12 protein-coding genes and 1 riboswitch are annotated in these 16,727 nt (G+C 72.0%); of the genes, 4 read left to right on the top strand and 8 right to left on the bottom strand.

Annotated features, from left to right (window positions below; all coding sequences use genetic code 11):
* Window positions 1-13: 13 nt before the first annotated feature.
* Entirely contained in the window at window positions 14-2,389 is a 2,376-nt protein-coding gene (locus ACWF79_RS05185) for a collagenase (RefSeq protein ID WP_453726671.1), read from the bottom strand.
* Window positions 2,390-2,630: 241 nt separating this feature from the next.
* The gene (locus tag ACWF79_RS05180; RefSeq protein ID WP_453726670.1) at window positions 2,631-4,871 is read right to left on the bottom strand and encodes a PAS domain-containing protein; all 2,241 of its coding nucleotides are present in this window, start codon (window positions 4,869-4,871) and stop codon (window positions 2,631-2,633) included.
* 136 nt (window positions 4,872-5,007) lie between these two features.
* Between ACWF79_RS05180 and ACWF79_RS05175 the strand changes: the two genes are divergently transcribed.
* The 4 genes from ACWF79_RS05175 to ACWF79_RS05160 all read left to right on the top strand — a co-directional run bounded on the left by ACWF79_RS05175 (window position 5,008) and on the right by ACWF79_RS05160 (window position 10,427).
* On the top strand, window positions 5,008-5,262 hold the full coding sequence (locus ACWF79_RS05175) for a LapA family protein (protein WP_453726669.1): 255 nt from the start codon (window positions 5,008-5,010) through the stop codon (window positions 5,260-5,262).
* Between the two features lie 101 nt (window positions 5,263-5,363).
* Window positions 5,364-6,920 (top strand): SpoIIE family protein phosphatase, encoded by a 1,557-nt coding sequence (locus ACWF79_RS05170; protein WP_453726668.1) that lies wholly within the window; start codon window positions 5,364-5,366, stop codon window positions 6,918-6,920.
* 159 nt (window positions 6,921-7,079) lie between these two features.
* Window positions 7,080-9,104, top strand: a complete 2,025-nt coding sequence (locus tag ACWF79_RS05165; protein ID WP_453726667.1) for a phosphocholine-specific phospholipase C — start codon at window positions 7,080-7,082, stop codon at window positions 9,102-9,104.
* A 307-nt stretch (window positions 9,105-9,411) separates the two neighbouring features.
* Window positions 9,412-9,570: riboswitch (cyclic di-AMP (ydaO/yuaA leader) on the top strand.
* A gap of 2 nt (window positions 9,571-9,572) precedes the next feature.
* Window positions 9,573-10,427: a transglycosylase SLT domain-containing protein gene (locus ACWF79_RS05160; protein ID WP_453726666.1), complete on the top strand. Its 855-nt coding sequence runs from the start codon at window positions 9,573-9,575 to the stop codon at window positions 10,425-10,427.
* A gap of 29 nt (window positions 10,428-10,456) precedes the next feature.
* Here ACWF79_RS05160 and ACWF79_RS05155 read toward each other — a convergent pair whose 3' ends face one another.
* From ACWF79_RS05155 to ACWF79_RS05130, 6 genes are all read right to left on the bottom strand, one after another.
* On the bottom strand, window positions 10,457-11,734 hold the full coding sequence (locus tag ACWF79_RS05155) for a phosphoribosyltransferase family protein (protein ID WP_453726665.1): 1,278 nt from the start codon (window positions 11,732-11,734) through the stop codon (window positions 10,457-10,459).
* A 79-nt stretch (window positions 11,735-11,813) separates the two neighbouring features.
* Window positions 11,814-12,926 carry a CapA family protein gene (locus tag ACWF79_RS05150; protein WP_453726664.1) on the bottom strand — a complete coding sequence of 371 codons (1,113 nt, stop codon included), beginning with the start codon at window positions 12,924-12,926 and terminating at the stop codon, window positions 11,814-11,816.
* A gap of 357 nt (window positions 12,927-13,283) precedes the next feature.
* Window positions 13,284-14,201, bottom strand: a complete 918-nt coding sequence (locus tag ACWF79_RS05145) for a phosphatase domain-containing protein (RefSeq protein WP_453726663.1) — start codon at window positions 14,199-14,201, stop codon at window positions 13,284-13,286.
* Window positions 14,202-14,204: 3 nt separating this feature from the next.
* On the bottom strand, window positions 14,205-15,425 hold the full coding sequence (locus ACWF79_RS05140) for an RNA ligase (RefSeq protein WP_453726662.1): 1,221 nt from the start codon (window positions 15,423-15,425) through the stop codon (window positions 14,205-14,207).
* 112 nt (window positions 15,426-15,537) lie between these two features.
* A complete protein-coding gene (locus ACWF79_RS05135) occupies window positions 15,538-16,452 on the bottom strand; it encodes a VOC family protein (protein ID WP_453726661.1) in 915 nt (304 codons plus the stop codon).
* Between the two features lie 33 nt (window positions 16,453-16,485).
* A complete protein-coding gene (locus tag ACWF79_RS05130) occupies window positions 16,486-16,629 on the bottom strand; it encodes a hypothetical protein (RefSeq protein ID WP_453726660.1) in 144 nt (47 codons plus the stop codon).
* Window positions 16,630-16,727 lie beyond the last annotated feature (98 nt).

Here is a 16,727-nt window from a genome sequence, read left to right as displayed (position 1 = left end):
GCCCGCCCCCTGCTCAGCGGCGCAACGGACCCTCGCAGCTGAAGTCGGACGTGCCGGCCCTGCGGTCGGACCAGATCTCGACCGGTCCGAAGGAGCAGTTCATGTCGTTGAAGTTGTTGCCGCCGGAGCGGCTGCGGTCGAGGACGAAGTAGTCGACCGTCTCGGACATGTCCTTGAAGACCTGGTCCGGGTCGGAGGCGGCGCTGAGGTTGGCGGTGATCCGCCCGGTGCAGACGAACCGCGGCAGCGTCGGGTCGCCGGTTCCCTTGCAGGTCGGCTTGTTGCCGGTGGCGCCCGCGAAGGCCGTGCGTATCTGGGCGGGGGTGGCGTGGTACAGGCCTGCGGTCGGTTCGTGGCGGGTGTCGGGCACGAACAGGTCGTCGACGTCCGCTATCTGCCGGTCGAGGAAGGCGTCGTAGTCCCGCTGGGTGCCCGCGTCCTTGCCGATGGCGTTCCGCCAGGTGTCGTAGCCCTGGACGTCGCCCGCGCGGAGGTAGCCGTACATGGCGCGCAGCAGGGCGGGCCGTTCGGTCCAGAGGTACTCGAAGAAGGTCCCGGCGTAGCTGTAGAAGCGGAAGCCGTCGCCTTCGTAGGTGGCGTGCAGGATCTGGTCGACGGTCATGCGCGGGCCGCCGCCGGCGGTGTCGCGGATGATGCCCTGCACGAGGGACTTGCGGACGGCCACGCCGTCGTCGCGGGTGGCGCCGTCGAAGAACTCGGCCGTGCCCTCGTCCATGGCCGTGGTGCGGTCGTTCTCGTACCAGGGGCCCTCGCCGAAGAAGCCGGGGACGGCGAAGCGGCCGTTGAGGTAGTGGACGTACTCGTGGCGGAAGAGCTCTTCGAGCGTGAGGGTGGAGTCCTGCGGTACGCGACGCTGGTACGTGTAGAAGGTCGCGCCGCGCTCGATGTAGATGCCGCCGTTGTCGGTGGACATGCCGGTGAGGATCGGGTGGTACGTCTCGTAGTCCTGACGGGAGGCGTAGAGCACCACGTTGAGCGCGGTGTTGGGATCGCCGGCGAGCGGCTGCTCGGTGCCGAGCACGCGGTGGAACTGGGCCTTGACCTGCTTGCTCGCGTAGTAGAGCTGGTCGACGGTGGCCCGGGCGAGGGCGGTGCGGATCTTGATCGCACCGTTGTCGTAGCTGTACGTGTACGGGAAGATCTTCGCCTCGATGTCGGCCTTGCAGACCTTGTACGGGGCGCAGGCCTCGTAGAAGTTGAGCCAGCCGACCAGGGAGGCCCACGGGGTGCTGCCGGTACCGAAGGTGGATTCGACGGGGGCGAGCAGAGCGCCGAGGTCGGCGACGATCCCCGCGCGCAGGCCCTCGATCTGGCCGAAGCGGCCGTACTCGCCGAGGGCGTCGCGGACGAGCCAGGCGTTGGCCGTGCCCTTCAGGTGGCTGTGGCCGGAGAAGGCCTTGAAGGCGGCGCGGTAGGCGGGGTCCTGGGCGACGGCGGCGTGGAAGGCGGTGTCCTGATTGCCGGGGTAGACGCCGAGGTAGTTCACGGAGAGCGCGGCGAGGGCGGCGCCGCCCCAGGCCGGGTCCGTGGCGGTCTGGGGGTGGCCCGGGCCCACCCGGGCCAGGACCTGGGTGATCAGGCCGAGTTGGTGCTGGCGCAGGCCCGGGGCGCTGCCGGTGTAGAGGGCCTCGCGGAGGGTCTGGGCGTTCTGCGGGGTGACGTCGAAGGTGCGGGGGGCCGCGGCGTAGGCGCTGGTCGCGGAGCGCATCGCGGCGACGGTGGGGGCGTCGGTGATGTCGATCTCGGACCGGCTGAAGTCGTGGTAGGCGACGGCGTGGAGATAGGTGAACATCTCCAGCAGGTGACGGGAGTTGATGCCGTCGTGTCCCGGGGCGAGCGAGGTGATCCGGGCGGCGACGGCCTGGACGTGGGCGTCCGACATCACGGGGGCGAGGCGCGCGTCCCAGGTCCAGATGAGGTCGCGCAGACAGCCGTCGGCCTGGACGGCCGGGTCGGCGAGGAAGTCGGCGAACTGGGTGGGGCTCAGCCCCTTGATGCCGTCGAGGGTGCAGGGAACGCCGGCGGCGGTGGTGGCCGGCGACGCCGCCTGCGCGGCGGCGCGCGGGGCGCCCGCGGTGGCCGGCGCGGTCTGGGCGCCGGGGACGCGGCCCGCGGTGACGCCCCGGGGTGCGGCGGCGGGCCCGGCTTTCGCGGCGGGGGCCTTCGCGAGGCGCTCCACCTCGTCGTGCGGGTTCGGGGCGTACGTCATCGGTGCGGCCGGGCCGGTGACGCGCGGGGCGAAGGTGCCCGGCCGCGCGGCGGACGCGGTCGGTGCCACGGCCTGGGCGGAGGAGGCGAGCGGTGCGGTGAGGCCGGCGGTGAGCACCACGGCGAGCAGGGTCGTGCGCACGGTTCTGTGCTGGGACACGAGGTCTCCTGTGAGGGGGGTGGACTTCGTTGGAAGGCAAGGCAGTTGGGGGCCATTGGCATGACCCTGCCTTGCACTGCCGTGTAACATAGCAATGTGAAATTGCACTGAACAGCCTTAGGCGGCGTCAGTTTTCACTCCCGCTCCCCCCGGACCCTTCGGCCTCAGGGGCGCCACACACAGAAAAAGCCCGTTCCACCAGGGCCTGTTGAGCGTCTTGGCAAGCCAACTGGCATGGGCCTCAGGAGGGGTACGCGGTCTCCGTCCATACCGTCTTGCCCTCGTCGGACCAGCGCACGCCCCACCGTTCCGAGAGCTCGCCCGAGATGAACAGTCCGCGTCCGCCCTCGTCGGCCGCCCGGGCGCGGCGCAGTTGGGGTGCGGCGCCGCCGCTGTCGGAGATCTCGGACGTGACGGTGTGGTCCGCGGGGTTACGGATGAGCCGGAGCCGGATCGGTGGGGTGCCGTAGCGGACCGCGTTGGTGACGAGTTCGCTGACGATGAGTTCGACGGCGAAGGCGGTCTCCGCCAGGCCCCATTCCTCCAGTCGGCGGACGGCCCAGTGACGGGCCTCGGCGACGGAGGTGAGCTCCTGCTCGATCTCCCGGTCGGCGACGTCGCCCGCGGCGAGGGCCCGGGTGCGGGCGACGAGGACGGCCGCCTGGTCGGCGGGCAGACCGTCGAGGGCGGTGGCGTCGAGCGTACGGGAGGGGTTCGCACTGGTCAGGCGGGTGCGCAGCGCGTCCAGGGCCGGGTCGTCGGGGGCCGCGCGACCGGAGAGGAGGACGAGCGTGCTGCCCGGCGGGACGGGGATCTCGTCGGCGGCGAACGGCGGCCCCTCCTCGCCGAGCGCGCTGGTCTCCTCCAGCGAGTGGGTCCGCCAGCTGCCGTCGGGGGCGCCGACGAGGACGGTCTGGCAGCCGGCGCGGGCGACGGCGCAGGTCTCCTCGACCGGGTCGTGCACGGCGTACACGCACTGGGCGGTCAGGCGTCCCTCCGTACCGGCGGCCGAGCGTTCCTCTTCGAGTCGGTGGGCGACGTCGTCGAGGCGGGCGAGCAGGTCGTGCGGGTCGAGGTCCAGGGCGGCCAAGGCCTGTAGGGCGGAGCGGAGTTGGACCATGGCCGCGGTGGCGTCCGGTCCGACACCGGAGATGTGGCCGACCGTCAGGGCCGCGCGGCTGCCGGAGAGCGGGATGACGTCGAACCAGGCACCCGTGTTGAGGCCGGTCGGCAGGTAGCGGTGGACGGTCTCCAGGGTGCTGCCGCAGGTACGGCCGGGCCGGACGAGGTTGCCCTGGAGGGCGAGCGCCACCGCGTGCGAGTGCTCGTAGCGGCGGGCGTTGTCGACGCAGACGGCGGTGTGGGCGGCGAGGTCCGCCGCGAGCCGCAGGTCGTCGTCCTCGAAGGGGTCGGGCCGATGCGGCCGGGCGAAGCGGGCGAAGCCGAGGAGGGCGCCCCGCAGGACGATCGGTGCGACGAGCACGGGCCCGCCGGTGGCCGTCCGCTCGACGTACGGCACGGCCCCCAGCGGATCCGTGACGCCATCGGCGCCGGCTCCGTCGGTCGGCGGCAGTACGGCACCCACCTCGGGCGTCCCCTCGGCGCCGGGGGGCCAGACCGCCGCGCAGCGCGGTGGCTCGTCGGCCTCCGGGGCCACGTCGGCGTCGGGTCCGTGGAGCGGTGGCGCGGTGAGGGCGACGACGGCGACGTCGGCCAGGACGGGCACGACCGCCCGGGCGAGTTCCTGCGCGCACCGCACCGGGTCGAGGCTGAGGCCCATCCGGGCGTGGACGCGGTGGAGTACGGCGAGCCGGCCCTGGGCGCGGTCGCGGGCGGTGACGTCGACGGCGGAGGCGACGAGACCGAGCGGGCGGCCTTCGTCGTCCTCCAGCCGGAAGACGGAGACGGAGAAGATGTGTTCGCGCGTGGGATCCGCGGTCGGGTAGCCGGCGGCCCGGCGGTCGAAGTCGGGAGTACCCGTCGCCAGGACCCCGCGGAGGCACTGCTCCATCGGCTCGGGGTCGAAACGGTCGTACACGTCGGTGAAGTACCTCCCGACGATCTCCTCCTCGGGGACCCCCCGCATGCCGATCGCCGCGGAGTTGACCCGGAGGACCCGCAGCTCGGCGTCGAGGACGTGCAGGCCGACCGGTGACTGGGTGAAGACGGCCTCCAGGACTCCGGAGCGGATGCCCCCGGGGAGGGGTCCGGCGGGCCACAGGCCCCAGCGCCCGGGCTCGACCTCGCCCGCGTGGCGTACCGGTCCGACCGTCACGCCCTCGGACAGGTCCTCGGCCACCACCTGGGTGAGCAGGTCGGTCACGGGGCGGCCCAGGATGCGGGAGCGGTCCACGCCGAGGAGCCGCTCGGCCGCCCGGCTCCAGGCCACGACCACACCGTGCTCGTCGAGGACGGCGACCGCTCCGCGCCCGGCACGCCCTGCACGGACATGCTGCCCCGGGGGTTCCTCACGCTCTGCCATCGTGCCTCGCACTCGGCGTCGGCTGTCATCTGCCGTTGTCGAGGGAGCCTAGTCCCGCGCGGGTGAGGGGGCATCCCGAAAAGTCAGCCTGGTCGGCACCCAGCGCACTCGCCCGAAACATCCGATAATGAGCGCTATGACCCGTAAGCAATCACCTCCGCACGCTCCGCCGACCGTGACCGTCAAGGGGCGGGACATGCGGCTGCGCACGATCGGATTCGTGCTGCTCGCGGCGCTGGCGATCTGGTTCATCGCCGCCAACACAGGGTCGGTCACGATCAGGTTGTGGATCCCCGAGGTCACACTGCCGCTCTGGAGCGTTCTCACGGTCACGCTCCTCGTGGGGATCGCCCTCGGCATGTACATCGCCCGCCGGCGCGCCCGCCGCTGACCGGCACCCGTATGGGCGACAGGGATCCCGGCCTTGAGCCGGGCGAGGCGCTCGCGGCGACCCGCGTGGGCTGTTTCGCCTGGGATCCCGCAGGTGGACGCATGTCCCTGGACCCCGTGGCGCGGACGGTGTTCGGGCTGCTCCCGGCCGAGTTCAGCGGATTGGCAAGGGATCTGCGTCCCCGGATACGGGCGGCGGACTGGGCCCTGCTGTCGGGACTGTCGGCGGATCTCCTGGCCGGCCGCAGGAACGCGTACAGCGCCTACTTCCGTGTCGTCCTGCACGACGGGCGCCACCGCTGGACCCATGCCCGGGGCTCCGTGGTGCGCGAGCGCCCGGGCGGGGCGATACGGGTGGTGGGGGTGGTCCGGGACGCCACGCTGGACCTGGCGCACTCCGCCCTGCGGCTGCCGGCCGAGGAGGAGCAGGATCCACTGCGCGCCCTCGGCGAGGGGGCGCTCGCGCTGTCCCGCGCGATGAGCGTCAGCGAGGTCGCCGAGGTGCTCGGGAGCGAGGCGAGCCTGCGGCCGCTGGGGGCGAAGGCGATGTCGCTGGGCGTGCTGGAGCAGGGGCGCCTGCAGATGGTCCGTACGGTGCTCTCCCCCGGCGCGACCGACTTTCCCCGGAAGTCGCGGCTCGCGGACGCCTGGCCGCTCAACGACGTCGTGCGCACGAGCAGCCCGCTCTTCTTCACCTCCGTCCACGCGTTCCTGGACCGCTACCCGCGGCTGGCGCCCTACCGCCACGGTTTCGGCGCCACGGCCGCCGCGTTCCTGCCGCTGGTCGACGAGGGGCAGCCGCTCGGCGCGCTGGGCGTGTTCTACGACGACCGGTCGGTCTTCTGTCTCGCGGACCACACCCTGATGACCGGCTGGGCGAAGGCGGTCGCGCGGGCGGTGCACCGGGTGGTGCCGCTGGACGGGTCGCGGGAGATCGCGGCCGCGCTGCAGAACGCCATGCTGCCGCGCCGGATCCCCCGGACGCCCGGGGGATCGATCGCGGTGCGGTACCGGACGGCCCGGAGGGGGGTACGGGTCGGTGGTGACTGGTACGACGCGGTCGCGCTTCCCGACGGCGGGCTCGGGCTCGCGATCGGTGACGTGCAGGGGCACGACACCGAGGCGGCGGCTCTCATGGGGCAGTTGCGGGTCGCCATGACGGCGTACGCGGCGGAGGGCCACGGCTGCGACAGCGTGCTGGGGAAGGCGTCGGCGTTCCTCGCCGATCTGGAGGCCGACCGCTTCGCGACCTGCCAGTATCTGCGGGTGGTGCTCGCCACGGGAGAGGTCTGTGCGGCGAACGCGGGCCATCCACCGCCGCTGCTGCGCCACGCCGACGGCACGGTGGAGCACGTCCGGCTGGCGGGCGGGCCGCCCCTGGGCCTGCCCGCCGAGTGGGGCCTGACCGGCTATCCGTACACCACCGCCCGGCTCGAACCGGGCGAGACGCTGCTGCTCTACTCCGACGGACTGGTCGAGAAACCGGGCGAGGACTTCGACATCGGCCTGGCGCGACTGGCCGCCGCCTTCGCGGAGGGCCCGCCCGATCTGGAGGCGTTGGCCGACCACCTCCTCGACACCCTCACCGGCGGCCCGCACGCGGAGGACGACGCGGCTCTGCTGATGGTGCGCCGGGACTTCGCGGGGACGGCACCCTGACCGCATTGGTCCATGCCCGAACCAATCAGTCCCCAACTTCGTGCGTACTGTCGGAAGTTCACCCATGTCTTACCGCACGGAGGTATACCTTTAAGGCGCCTTCCCTCATCCTGTCCACCGTGTGCCAGGAGGGCACACGGTGACACGAGAGGCGGGGCATTGACTCCCATCAGCCGCAGGGGATTCGTCGGAATCGGGGCAGGGCTCGCGGCCGGCGCGGCGCTGCCCACGGGCACGGCCTCGGCCGCCGCCGCATCCGCGACGGGCACCCTCAAGGACGTTCAGCACGTCGTGGTGCTCATGCAGGAGAACCGCAGCTTCGACCACTACTTCGGCAGACTGCGCGGTGTGCGAGGCTTCGGGGACCGGGCCGCGGGCAACCTCCCGGGCGGCTGGGGCATGTTCAACCAGCCCAACTGGGGCGGCCGCCAGTACCCGTGGAAGCTGAGCGCGACCCCGCCGGCGGGCGGTGTCGACGGGGAGACCCTCGCCCAGTGCAACGGCGACCTTCCGCACAGCTGGATCTCGCAGCACGCGGCGTGGAACAAGGGCCGGATGGACAACTGGGTCACGGGCGTCGGCAACACCCGCACCCTCGGCTACCTCGACCGCGGTGACATACCGTTCCACTACGCCCTGGCCGACCACTACACCGTCTGCGACGCCTACTTCTGCTCGGCGCTCAGCGCCACCGGCCCGAACCGCACGTTCCTGTGGAGCGGGAAGATCGACGCCTCCAGCAAGGACGGCGGCGAGGAGTCCGGGCTCACCTGGGAGACGTACGCCGAGGCGCTCCAGCGGGCCGGCGTGAGCTGGAAGGTCTACCAGAACGCCCAGGACAACTACGGCGACAACGGCCTCGCGTACTTCAAGAAGTTCACCGACGCCCGGCCGGGCGATCCGCTGTACGACCGGGGCATGGGCTCGGTGCCGAAGGTCACCGGGTCCACTCCGGACGACATCGCCGCCGCGATCCGTGCCGACGTGGTCGCGGGCACGCTTCCGCAGGTCTCCTGGGTGGTGGCGAGCGAGGCGTTCTCCGAGCACCCCTACGCCCCGCCCGGCGACGGCGCGCACTTCGTCGACCTGGTCTACCGCGCGTTGGCGGCCAACCCCGAGGTCTTCGACTCGACCGTACTGTTCCTCAACTACGACGAGAACGACGGCTTCTTCGACCACGTACCGCCGCCGGTCGCCCCGCCCGGCACCCCCGGCGAGTACCTCGACGGTGTGCCGATCGGCCTGGGCTTCCGGGTCCCCATGCTCGTCATGTCGCCCTGGACGCGCGGCGGGTGGGTCAGCTCGGAGGTCTTCGACCACACCTCCGTCCTGCGCTTCATGGAGACCTGGACAGCCGCCCTCGGCACCCCTGCCACCTGCCCGAACATCAGCGCCTGGCGGCGGAAGGTCACCGGTGACCTGACGGGCGTCTTCGACTTCACGCGCCCGGTGTACGGCGTCCCCTCGGGTCTCCCGTCCACCGCCAAGGTCATCGGGCAGTCGACCTGCGGCCCGCTGCCCAACCCGGTGCCGCAGGACAACGCCCTGCCGGCGCAGGAGTCCGGGACGCGCCCGGCGCGCGCCCTGCCGTACCAGGTCAACGGAAACCTCGACCGGTTCGAGTTCGGGGCGTCGGGCAAGATCCTCGCCTGGTTCTCGATGACGAACCAGGGCGCGCAGGCGAAGCGTGCCGCGCATGTCACGATCCACCCGCACCAGCACCGGGACACGGCCGCCTGGCAGTACACGGTCGACCCGGGGACGACGTCCACGGACTTCTTCAACATCGGGACCGGGTCCGGTTCGGGCAAGTACGACATCTCGATGATGGGTCCCAACCGCTTCCTGCGGCGCTTCATCGGAGACGCGTCCAAGGCGGGCAAGGCGATCGAGGTGGCGGCGCGGTTCGCGACCGAGCCGGGCACCGGCAGGACGGCGATCTTCTTCAAGCTGTCCAACACCTCGGCCGGGCCGGTGACCTTCACCATCCGCTCGAACGCCTACCGCACGGACGGGCCGTGGACGTACACGGTGCCGGCGAACTCCTCGCGCGAGGACTTCTTCAACGCCGTGGCCTACCACGAGGGCTGGTACGACTTCACGATCCTGGCCGACATCGACGGCACCTGGTCGCGCCGCTACACCGGCCACATCGAGACGGGCGCCCCGAGTATCACCGGCTGACGTACGCACGCCCACACTTCCGATCAAATCGGGCACAAGCGGCTTTACCGCCCCTTGTGCCCGATTTCTCAACTCGGTCGCATTTCCCCGCATGTCCGATATGAGAGGGCGGGTGAGGTGAATCACGCCGAGCGTTTCGACGACCTCCTCGACCGGCCCCTCCCCTTGTCGGGCAAGGAAGTTAGGCGCGCCGCGCGGTGCACGGAACTCATCCGTGAATAAACCGCGCATTCGACGTCTTGTTTCGGTCGACATTTCTCGCCTACGGTCACCTCGACCCGGACGGATCGCCGAATCCTGCCACCGTCCGAAAACACCGCTCATTCACCCGAAGGCAGGAGCGGGGGACCCACCATTTCGCCGGTCCGGATTTCCGGCACGGCTCGGGGTGAAGTCGCGCATGCGCGGCCGGGCATCTCCAGCCCGAACCCGACAGCTCACCCCGCAGGCGCCGGAGAGGACTGCATCATGCCCGCACACGGTAAGCACCGGCGCCCCAAGAAAAGGCCCCTGACCCGCGGTCTCGCCCTCGCGAGCACCGGCGGCGCCGCCCTGGCCCTGCCCCTGGTCGGCACGGCCACCGCGCACGCCGCGCCCAGCTCGGCTCCCGCGATCGCCTCCGTCGAGAAGACCGTTCTCAGCGCGCCGACGAAGATCGTGGAATCCGTTCCGGCCGCGCCGAAATCAGCCGCCACCACCTATACCGTCACCCGCGGTGATTCCCTTTCGGTGATCGCTCAGGAGCAGAATGTGCAGGGCGGCTGGAAGGCTCTGTACAAGACCAATCGCGCCGCGGTGGGTGACAACCCGTCACTTATCCACCCCGGTCTGGAACTGACGCTCCGCGGAAAGGCCGCCGCCCCGCAGAAGCCGAAGGCCCCGGCCCGTACGACGAGTACGGACCGGGCCGACCGCTCGCAGCAGCGCAGCGCCGCTCCGGCCAAGGCGGCCCCCGCGAAGAAGGCCGCCGCGCCGGCGGCCAAGACGGTCGCGAAGAGCTACACCAACGACCTCGACGGCTGGATCCGCGAGTCGCTGGACATCATGCAGAAGTACGGCATCCCCGGTTCGTACGAGGGGATCCAGCGCAACATCATGCGTGAGTCCTCCGGCAACCCGCAGGCCATCAACAACTGGGACTCCAACGCCGCCAAGGGCACCCCGTCCAAGGGTCTGCTCCAGGTGATCGAGCCGACGTTCCTCGCGTACCACGTGCCCGGTACCTCGATGGACCTCTACGACCCGGTCGCCAACATCACCGCCGCCTGCAACTACGCGGCGGACCGCTACGGCTCCATCGACAACGTCGACGGGCCGTACTGACCGGCGACTGCCCGCCGCGCGGGCAGCTCCTAGAAGTGGTCGGCGAACCAGTTCGCGGCGAGTTCGCCGACCTGTTCCAGCGTGCCGGGCTCCTCGAAGAGGTGCCCGGCGCCGGGGACGACGACGAGCTGGTTCTCGCACCGCAGCCGGCTGCGGGCGTCCTCGTTCAGGTCCTGCACGAGCGGGTCGTTGCCTCCCACGATCAGCAGGGTGGGGGCGCGCACCTGCGCGAGGCGGGGGCCCGCCAGGTCCGGGCGACCACCTCGGGAGACCACGGCGGCCACCCCGGACAGCGGGTCGCCCGCGGCCCAGAGGGCGGCAGCGGCACCGGTGCTGGCGCCGAAGTAGCCGGTCCGCAGCCCGTCGAGACCGGGCCGTCCACCCAGCCAGTACGTGGCCCTGGCCAGCCGGCCGGCCAGCAGTTCGGTGTCGAAGACGTTGGCACGGTCGGCCGCCTCCTCCTCGGTGAGCAGGTCGAAGAGGAGCGTGCCGAGCCCGGCCCGGTTGAGGCTCTCGGCGACCGCCCGGTTGCGGGGGCTGTGCCGGCTGCTGCCGCTGCCGTGGGCGAACACCACGATCCCCGGGGCACCGTCGGGCACGACCAGGTGGCCCGCGACCTCCACCTCCCCGGCCGGAATGCGCACCTCCGGGCTCTCGCCGCCCTGGCCCTGCCCGGCGTGGTGGCGCTCCAGACAGGCGATGACCTCCTCGTCCGGGGTCTGTGAGAAGTCCTGGTAGAACTGGCCGATCGCGTAGAAGAACTCCGGTTCGTGGACGCTGACGGCCTCGTCCGCCTCCCGGCCGATCCGCTCCCGCCAGTCGGCCGGCGCGACCGGCACCGCGAGGATGATCCGCGCGGCCCCCTGGGCCCGCACGACCCGGCAGGCGGCGACCGCCGTGGCGCCCGTCGCCATGCCGTCGTCGACGACCACGACGGTCCGGCCGTCGAGCCGGGCCGGCGGCCGGGCACCTCGGTAGCGCCGGGACCGCTGTCCGAGCACGACCCGCTCGCGCGCCTCCACGGTGGCGAGATCCCCGGAGGAGACGCCGGTGCCGGCCAGGACGTGGTCGTTGAGGACCCGTACGTCTCCTTCGCCGATGGCGCCCATGGCCAGCTCCGGCTGGTAGGGCACCCCGAGCTTGCGGACGAGGCAGACGTCCAGCGGGGCCCCGAGTGCGTCGGCTACCTGTTCGGCGACCGGAACCCCGCCGCGTGGGAGCCCCAGGACCACGAGGTCTCGGCCCTTGAGGTGTTCCAGGCGCGCGGCGAGCTGCCGTCCGGCGTCGATGCGATCGGTGAAGTACATGTCCCGCTCGTCTCCCTGGTCCTGAGCGTGCGCGGTCCCGAGCCTGCGCGCGGGCGCGTGAGCGCCGCCGCCCGCCCCGTCAGGCGGGGCGTACGACGAGGGTTCCGTCCTCGTCGAGGTCGACCTGCGCACCGTGGGGCCGGCTGGTCCGGCCGAGTACGTCGTGGAGCCAGCGCGTGTCACGGCCGGGGGCGTGCTCCAGCCGCATGCGCCGGGCCCGCAGGGGAATGATGCGTACCTCCTCGAGTCGTCCGTCGTCGGGCCTCACCGAGGCGAGGTAGAGAAGCCGCAGGTCGTCGCGGTACTGCTCGTAGCCGGTGATGCCCTCGTAGTCGTTGATCAGGTCGCCGCAGCCGTGCAGCACGAGCTTGCCCCGGTGGACCTCCAGCGGCCTGGGGTGGTGCGAGGAGTGGCCGTGCACCACGTCGGCACCGGCGTCGACCAGGGCGTGCGCGTAGTCGACCTCGGCGCGGGACAGCGCGTACCCCCAGTTCGAGCCCCAGTGGAGGGAGACGAGGACGATGTCGCCGGGGCGCTTGGCGTTGCGGATCCGGGTGAGAAGGCGGGCGGCGCTGGTGGCGGTGGGCCCGGCGGCGTAGTGCACCCCGCCGCGGTGGGCGGTGGCGGCCCAGTCGCGCGGGATGCCGCTGGAGGACATGCCGAGGGCGTACGCGACGAACCGTCCGCCGCCGGGCAGGTCGACGATCGCGGGCCGGGCGGCCGCCTCGGCGTCCCCGCCGGCACCCACGGTGCGCACTCCGTGCTTGGCGAGGGTGTCCAGGGTGTCGTCGAGGCCGCGGTGGCCGTGGTCCAGGACGTGGTTGTTGGCCAGGACGCAGACGTCGGGGCGGACGGCGGTCAGGCTCGGCACGTTCTCCGGGTGCATCCGGTAGTGGACCGCCTTGCCGGGGGCGAACTCGTCGCTCGTGGTGACGGCCGTCTCCAGATTCGTGACGCGGACGTCGGGCGCGGCGGCGTCGAGGGCGTCGAGCGCGGCGCCCCAGGGGTAGGTGAAGTCCACGCGGTGGGGAATGGGGCCGTTCACCGCCTCGGCGAGCGCCACATAGGACCGTGCGTCGTGCACGTACCGCTCGCGCAGGGCCGGGTCGCCGGGGTGGGGAAGGATCTGGTCCACCCCGCGGCCGAGCATCACGTCGCCGCAGAGGAACAGTCCGACCAGGTCACTGCCCATGTACCCAGGGTAGGCTCATGACGAGGGTGACGGCCGGGTGCCGGGCAGGTCGTAGACGTGCTCCGGGGAGACGATGCCGGTGATCGCCTTCTAGGGGACGGCGGGGGCGCGAGGGCGGTGACCGCCGACGCCGGGAGGGCGAGTGCGCCGGTGGCGGCGACACCCACACAGAGTCTGCGCCGACGCGCCGGCCGGCCCGGGTACCAGTAGCTCACGGCAGCCTCCTGCCGGACGAGGGCAACGCTCCTCCCTCAGGCTGGGGCCGCCCGGCGGGCCCAGCCTCGCGGGCCCCGCATGGCGAGGAGGCCCGTGGCCGCCCCGCCGCGCGGGGCCGACCGGGCCTCCTCGCCGTCCGGCTCAGAAGTTGCCGTAGTTGACCTGCCAGGTCGGCAGGCCCATGTGGCGCCAGAGGGCGACGACCCGGTCGCGGTCGTCGAGAGAGACGCGAACCGCGTAGCGGTGCCGGATGTGTGCGTCGAACAGCTCGGCCTTGACGATGTCGTCGCCCCGGCCGTCGTCCGAGGCCCGCATCCACAGCTCGTCGTACGGCACTTCGTGGCGGGCGAGCCACGCCTCGGTGAGCGCGCGGTGGTCCTCGCTGCGTCCGGACAGCAGCACGATCGTGTCGTTGTCGGCGCGGCGGAAGGCGCGCAGCGCGCGGGCCACCGAGACGTTCAGCAGGTCGAGGTCGCAGCGCGTGAAGTCGTACGGTCCCCGGTCGCCGCGCAGCGCGAGCGTGCCGTCGATGTCGCAGAGGACGGCCGACGGGAGCGCCGGGTCGGGAACGTACGGCGCGGCGACGGGCCGGGCGTCCAGCCACTCCGCGGTCAGCCGCCAGCCGCCGCGGACCGCCTTGGCGTGCTTGTCGGCGAGGATACGGATGATCTCCTCGCCCACGGACCGCTCGCGCGCGGCGTCGCGCCGTACGCACTCCTCGACCGGTACGTCGGTGAAGTCGTGGACCACGAAACGGGCGTCGAGGCCGACGACGGCCGCCTTCAGCCGCTTGGGGATGTGCGGGGTGAGGTGGGTGTTGTCGACGACGACGTCGAATCCGCCCTCGACGGCCGAGCGGACGGCCGCGTCCTGGATGGCGAGGACGGTCCGCTCGTGGGCGTGCGAGCGGCCCCGCTCGGGGGCCGGGACGTCCAGCATGGTGCGCAGGTCGTCGAGGTTGACGCGGCGCATCCTGCCCTCGGCCTCCGCCTGGAGGCGGCGGGCGGCCGTGGTCTTCCCCGAGGCGGGCAGCCCCGTCATGACGTGTACTTCGGGCACGGCTCAGTTCTCCAGGTCGGTGGTGTACGGGTCGGTCGCCAGGGGCCTGACGGACCGCCAGACGAAGAGGTCGGTCGGCCGCCCGTCGAGGCGCAGGAACATGGCCGAGCGGATGTCGGGGTCGACCGGCAGGGCCTTGACGGCACGGGCGAACGCGCCCCGGTCCCCGGCGAGGTGGACGATGCTCTCGTACGCCTTGTCGATCGCGCGCTCACGCTCCGCGGCCTCGTCCTCCAGGCGGGCGACGACCCCGCGCACCCAGGCGTCGAACTCGTCCGGCACCTGCTCCAGGAGGGCGTCCAGCGGCCGGCCGCCGGCCGACGTGACGCCGCCGAGTTCGGAGACCGAGAGGCCCAGGCCCTGCGCGAGGCGCTTGACGGAGGTGCCGGCGAAGCGCTGGATGCCGTGGCTGCGCCAGATGTCGCGCTCGGTGACGCCGGTGAGCACCTTGTGGAGGCGTACGTACTCGCTCAGCTTGGCCTTGGCGCGCACACCGGAGGCGTAGCGCAGCACGAAGCCCTCGGCGTCGGTGCCGGTGGCGGGGCTGCCGCCGGGCAGGGTGTTCGCCTCGGTGTGGGCGAGCAGTTCGTCGAGGGGCATGGCGGGCCAGGTCCGTACGACGGAGCCGATCTCCGCCCAGTCGGCGGCGACCTCGGCGAGCGGGAGCTCGGTGCCGTCCGGGCCGATGGCGGCGAGCAGGACGAGATCCCGGCGGTCGCCGTAGTCGACGACGATACGATTCTGCGGGTACAGGATCTCGGCGAGGTAGGTGACGCCGGGCGTCAGGGCCCCGGTGTCCCGGCCGTCGAGGCGGCGCTGCGCCCAGGTCGCCTGCGCGCTGATGAAGGACCCCTTGGACGCGACCTGCCAGCGGCCCGCGTAGTGGAAGATCACGGCGAGGCTGCCGTCGACCTTGTCGTAGACCTCGAACGGCTCGTCGGGCAGCGCGGGCGCGTAGGGCTGACCGGCCTCGTGCTCGCCGATGTTGAAGAACTTGGGCAGGGGCAGCGCGACGATCTCGCCCGTCGCGTCGTCGGCGACGAGCCCACGGCAGCGCGTGGTCACCTGGTTCCAGATCCGCTCGTACTGGCACGCCCGCGTGTACGTGTAGAGGGACAGCGGCAGTTCGGGGTGTGCCTTGCGGGTGACGTGCCCGGCGTCGATGGCCTCGGCCAGCTCGTCCGCGGGCAGCAGCTCCTGGAGAGTCAGGTGCGCCTGGCTCATGGTTCCTCCTGGTCAGTGGTGACTCATTGTCACCTGCGCGGGCCGTGCACCGACACCGCTTTTCCCGGCGCACCCCAGGGAGGGCATGCTGCCGGGATTCCAAGGCCCCCTCTCAGGCCTCCCGGAAGATCAGGGCTGCGCCTAGGGCCGCATCGGCGGGAACGAAGGGCTCCCCTCGGCCCGTCTCGCGTACCGGGAGCCCGTTCTCTTCAAGCAGCGCACGCACTCGAGCGATGTCGGGGACGGTGACTGTGCAGGCGATGAGCGCCGGGAGCGCGGGCGGATCCTCGCCCGGCAGCAGATCCGGGAGGTCGGCCTTGGCCACGAGGGTGACCGGGCCCTCGGCGGAGATCGGCCGGCCTAGATACCGCTCGCGAACCGGGGGGAGTTGTCCGTCAGGTACGCACAGCACCGCCTCGACGAGGTCCTGGGCGCCGTTGGGGTGGTCGAGGCGACGGGTGTGCTGGAATTCCGGGTCCACGTCGCCCACGACGCCGATCCGGCCTTCCGGCGCTCCGTCGATCTCCAAGTAGCGGACGAGTTCCGTGCGTACGCCGTCAGGAGTCTCGACCGGCCGGCCGACGGTGTTCACCCCGCCGTGGCCGACCCCGGCAGCGGTGAGCCGGTCCGCCGCGCCGACGGCGTCCGGTGCGGAGAACATCAGGATGTGCAGCCCTTCGAAGCGATCGCACCAACCGCCAAGCTGGGCGCTGGTCGCCTCGATCCGCGACAGGAGCACCGGGAGCTTCTCCGGCGGTGCCTGGAGCGGAACGATCCGGGCGTCGGGTGGGAGGCCCGCCGTGCTCCCGGGCTTCACCGGTGTCACCAACTCGACGAAGCTCCGGGAGAGGTCGGCGTGGGTGTTCGCTGCCCCGAAGGGCTCCGGCGCGGCGCCCTCGCGGGGTGCCAGCGCCGGCACAGTGGGCGGTGGAACGTGAAATCCCAACCGCTGGTAGAGCGCTATGGCCTGCGCCATGTCGCTGACCACGTGACCGACGTGATGTAAGCGTGTGATGTCGTGAGGCATGACCCCACGGTAGGCCCGCACGCAGGAAGCACCTCACGGGCTCTCACGGTCACGCAGGTCGTGCTGGGTCCCTGCGACCGCCGGCCCCCAGGTCGCACAGCCCAAGGCCGCCGCGAGCAGGAGATCGGTGTCGACGCCCTCGTGGCCGACACCCGTCGCCGACCGCCAGACGTTCAAGATCACCCCTGGCGGATTTCTACCGCATCTCGGTCATGCCCCCCCCGGGCGGGCCAGGGCGGGCGCGGGGCCGGGTCAGCCGATCGGTTGACCCGCCG

It is taken from the genome of Streptomyces sp. NPDC054975, from assembly GCF_053609105.1.
The sequence above is the reverse complement of the archived record's forward strand: the minus strand, read 5'-3'. Positions and strand labels throughout refer to the sequence as shown.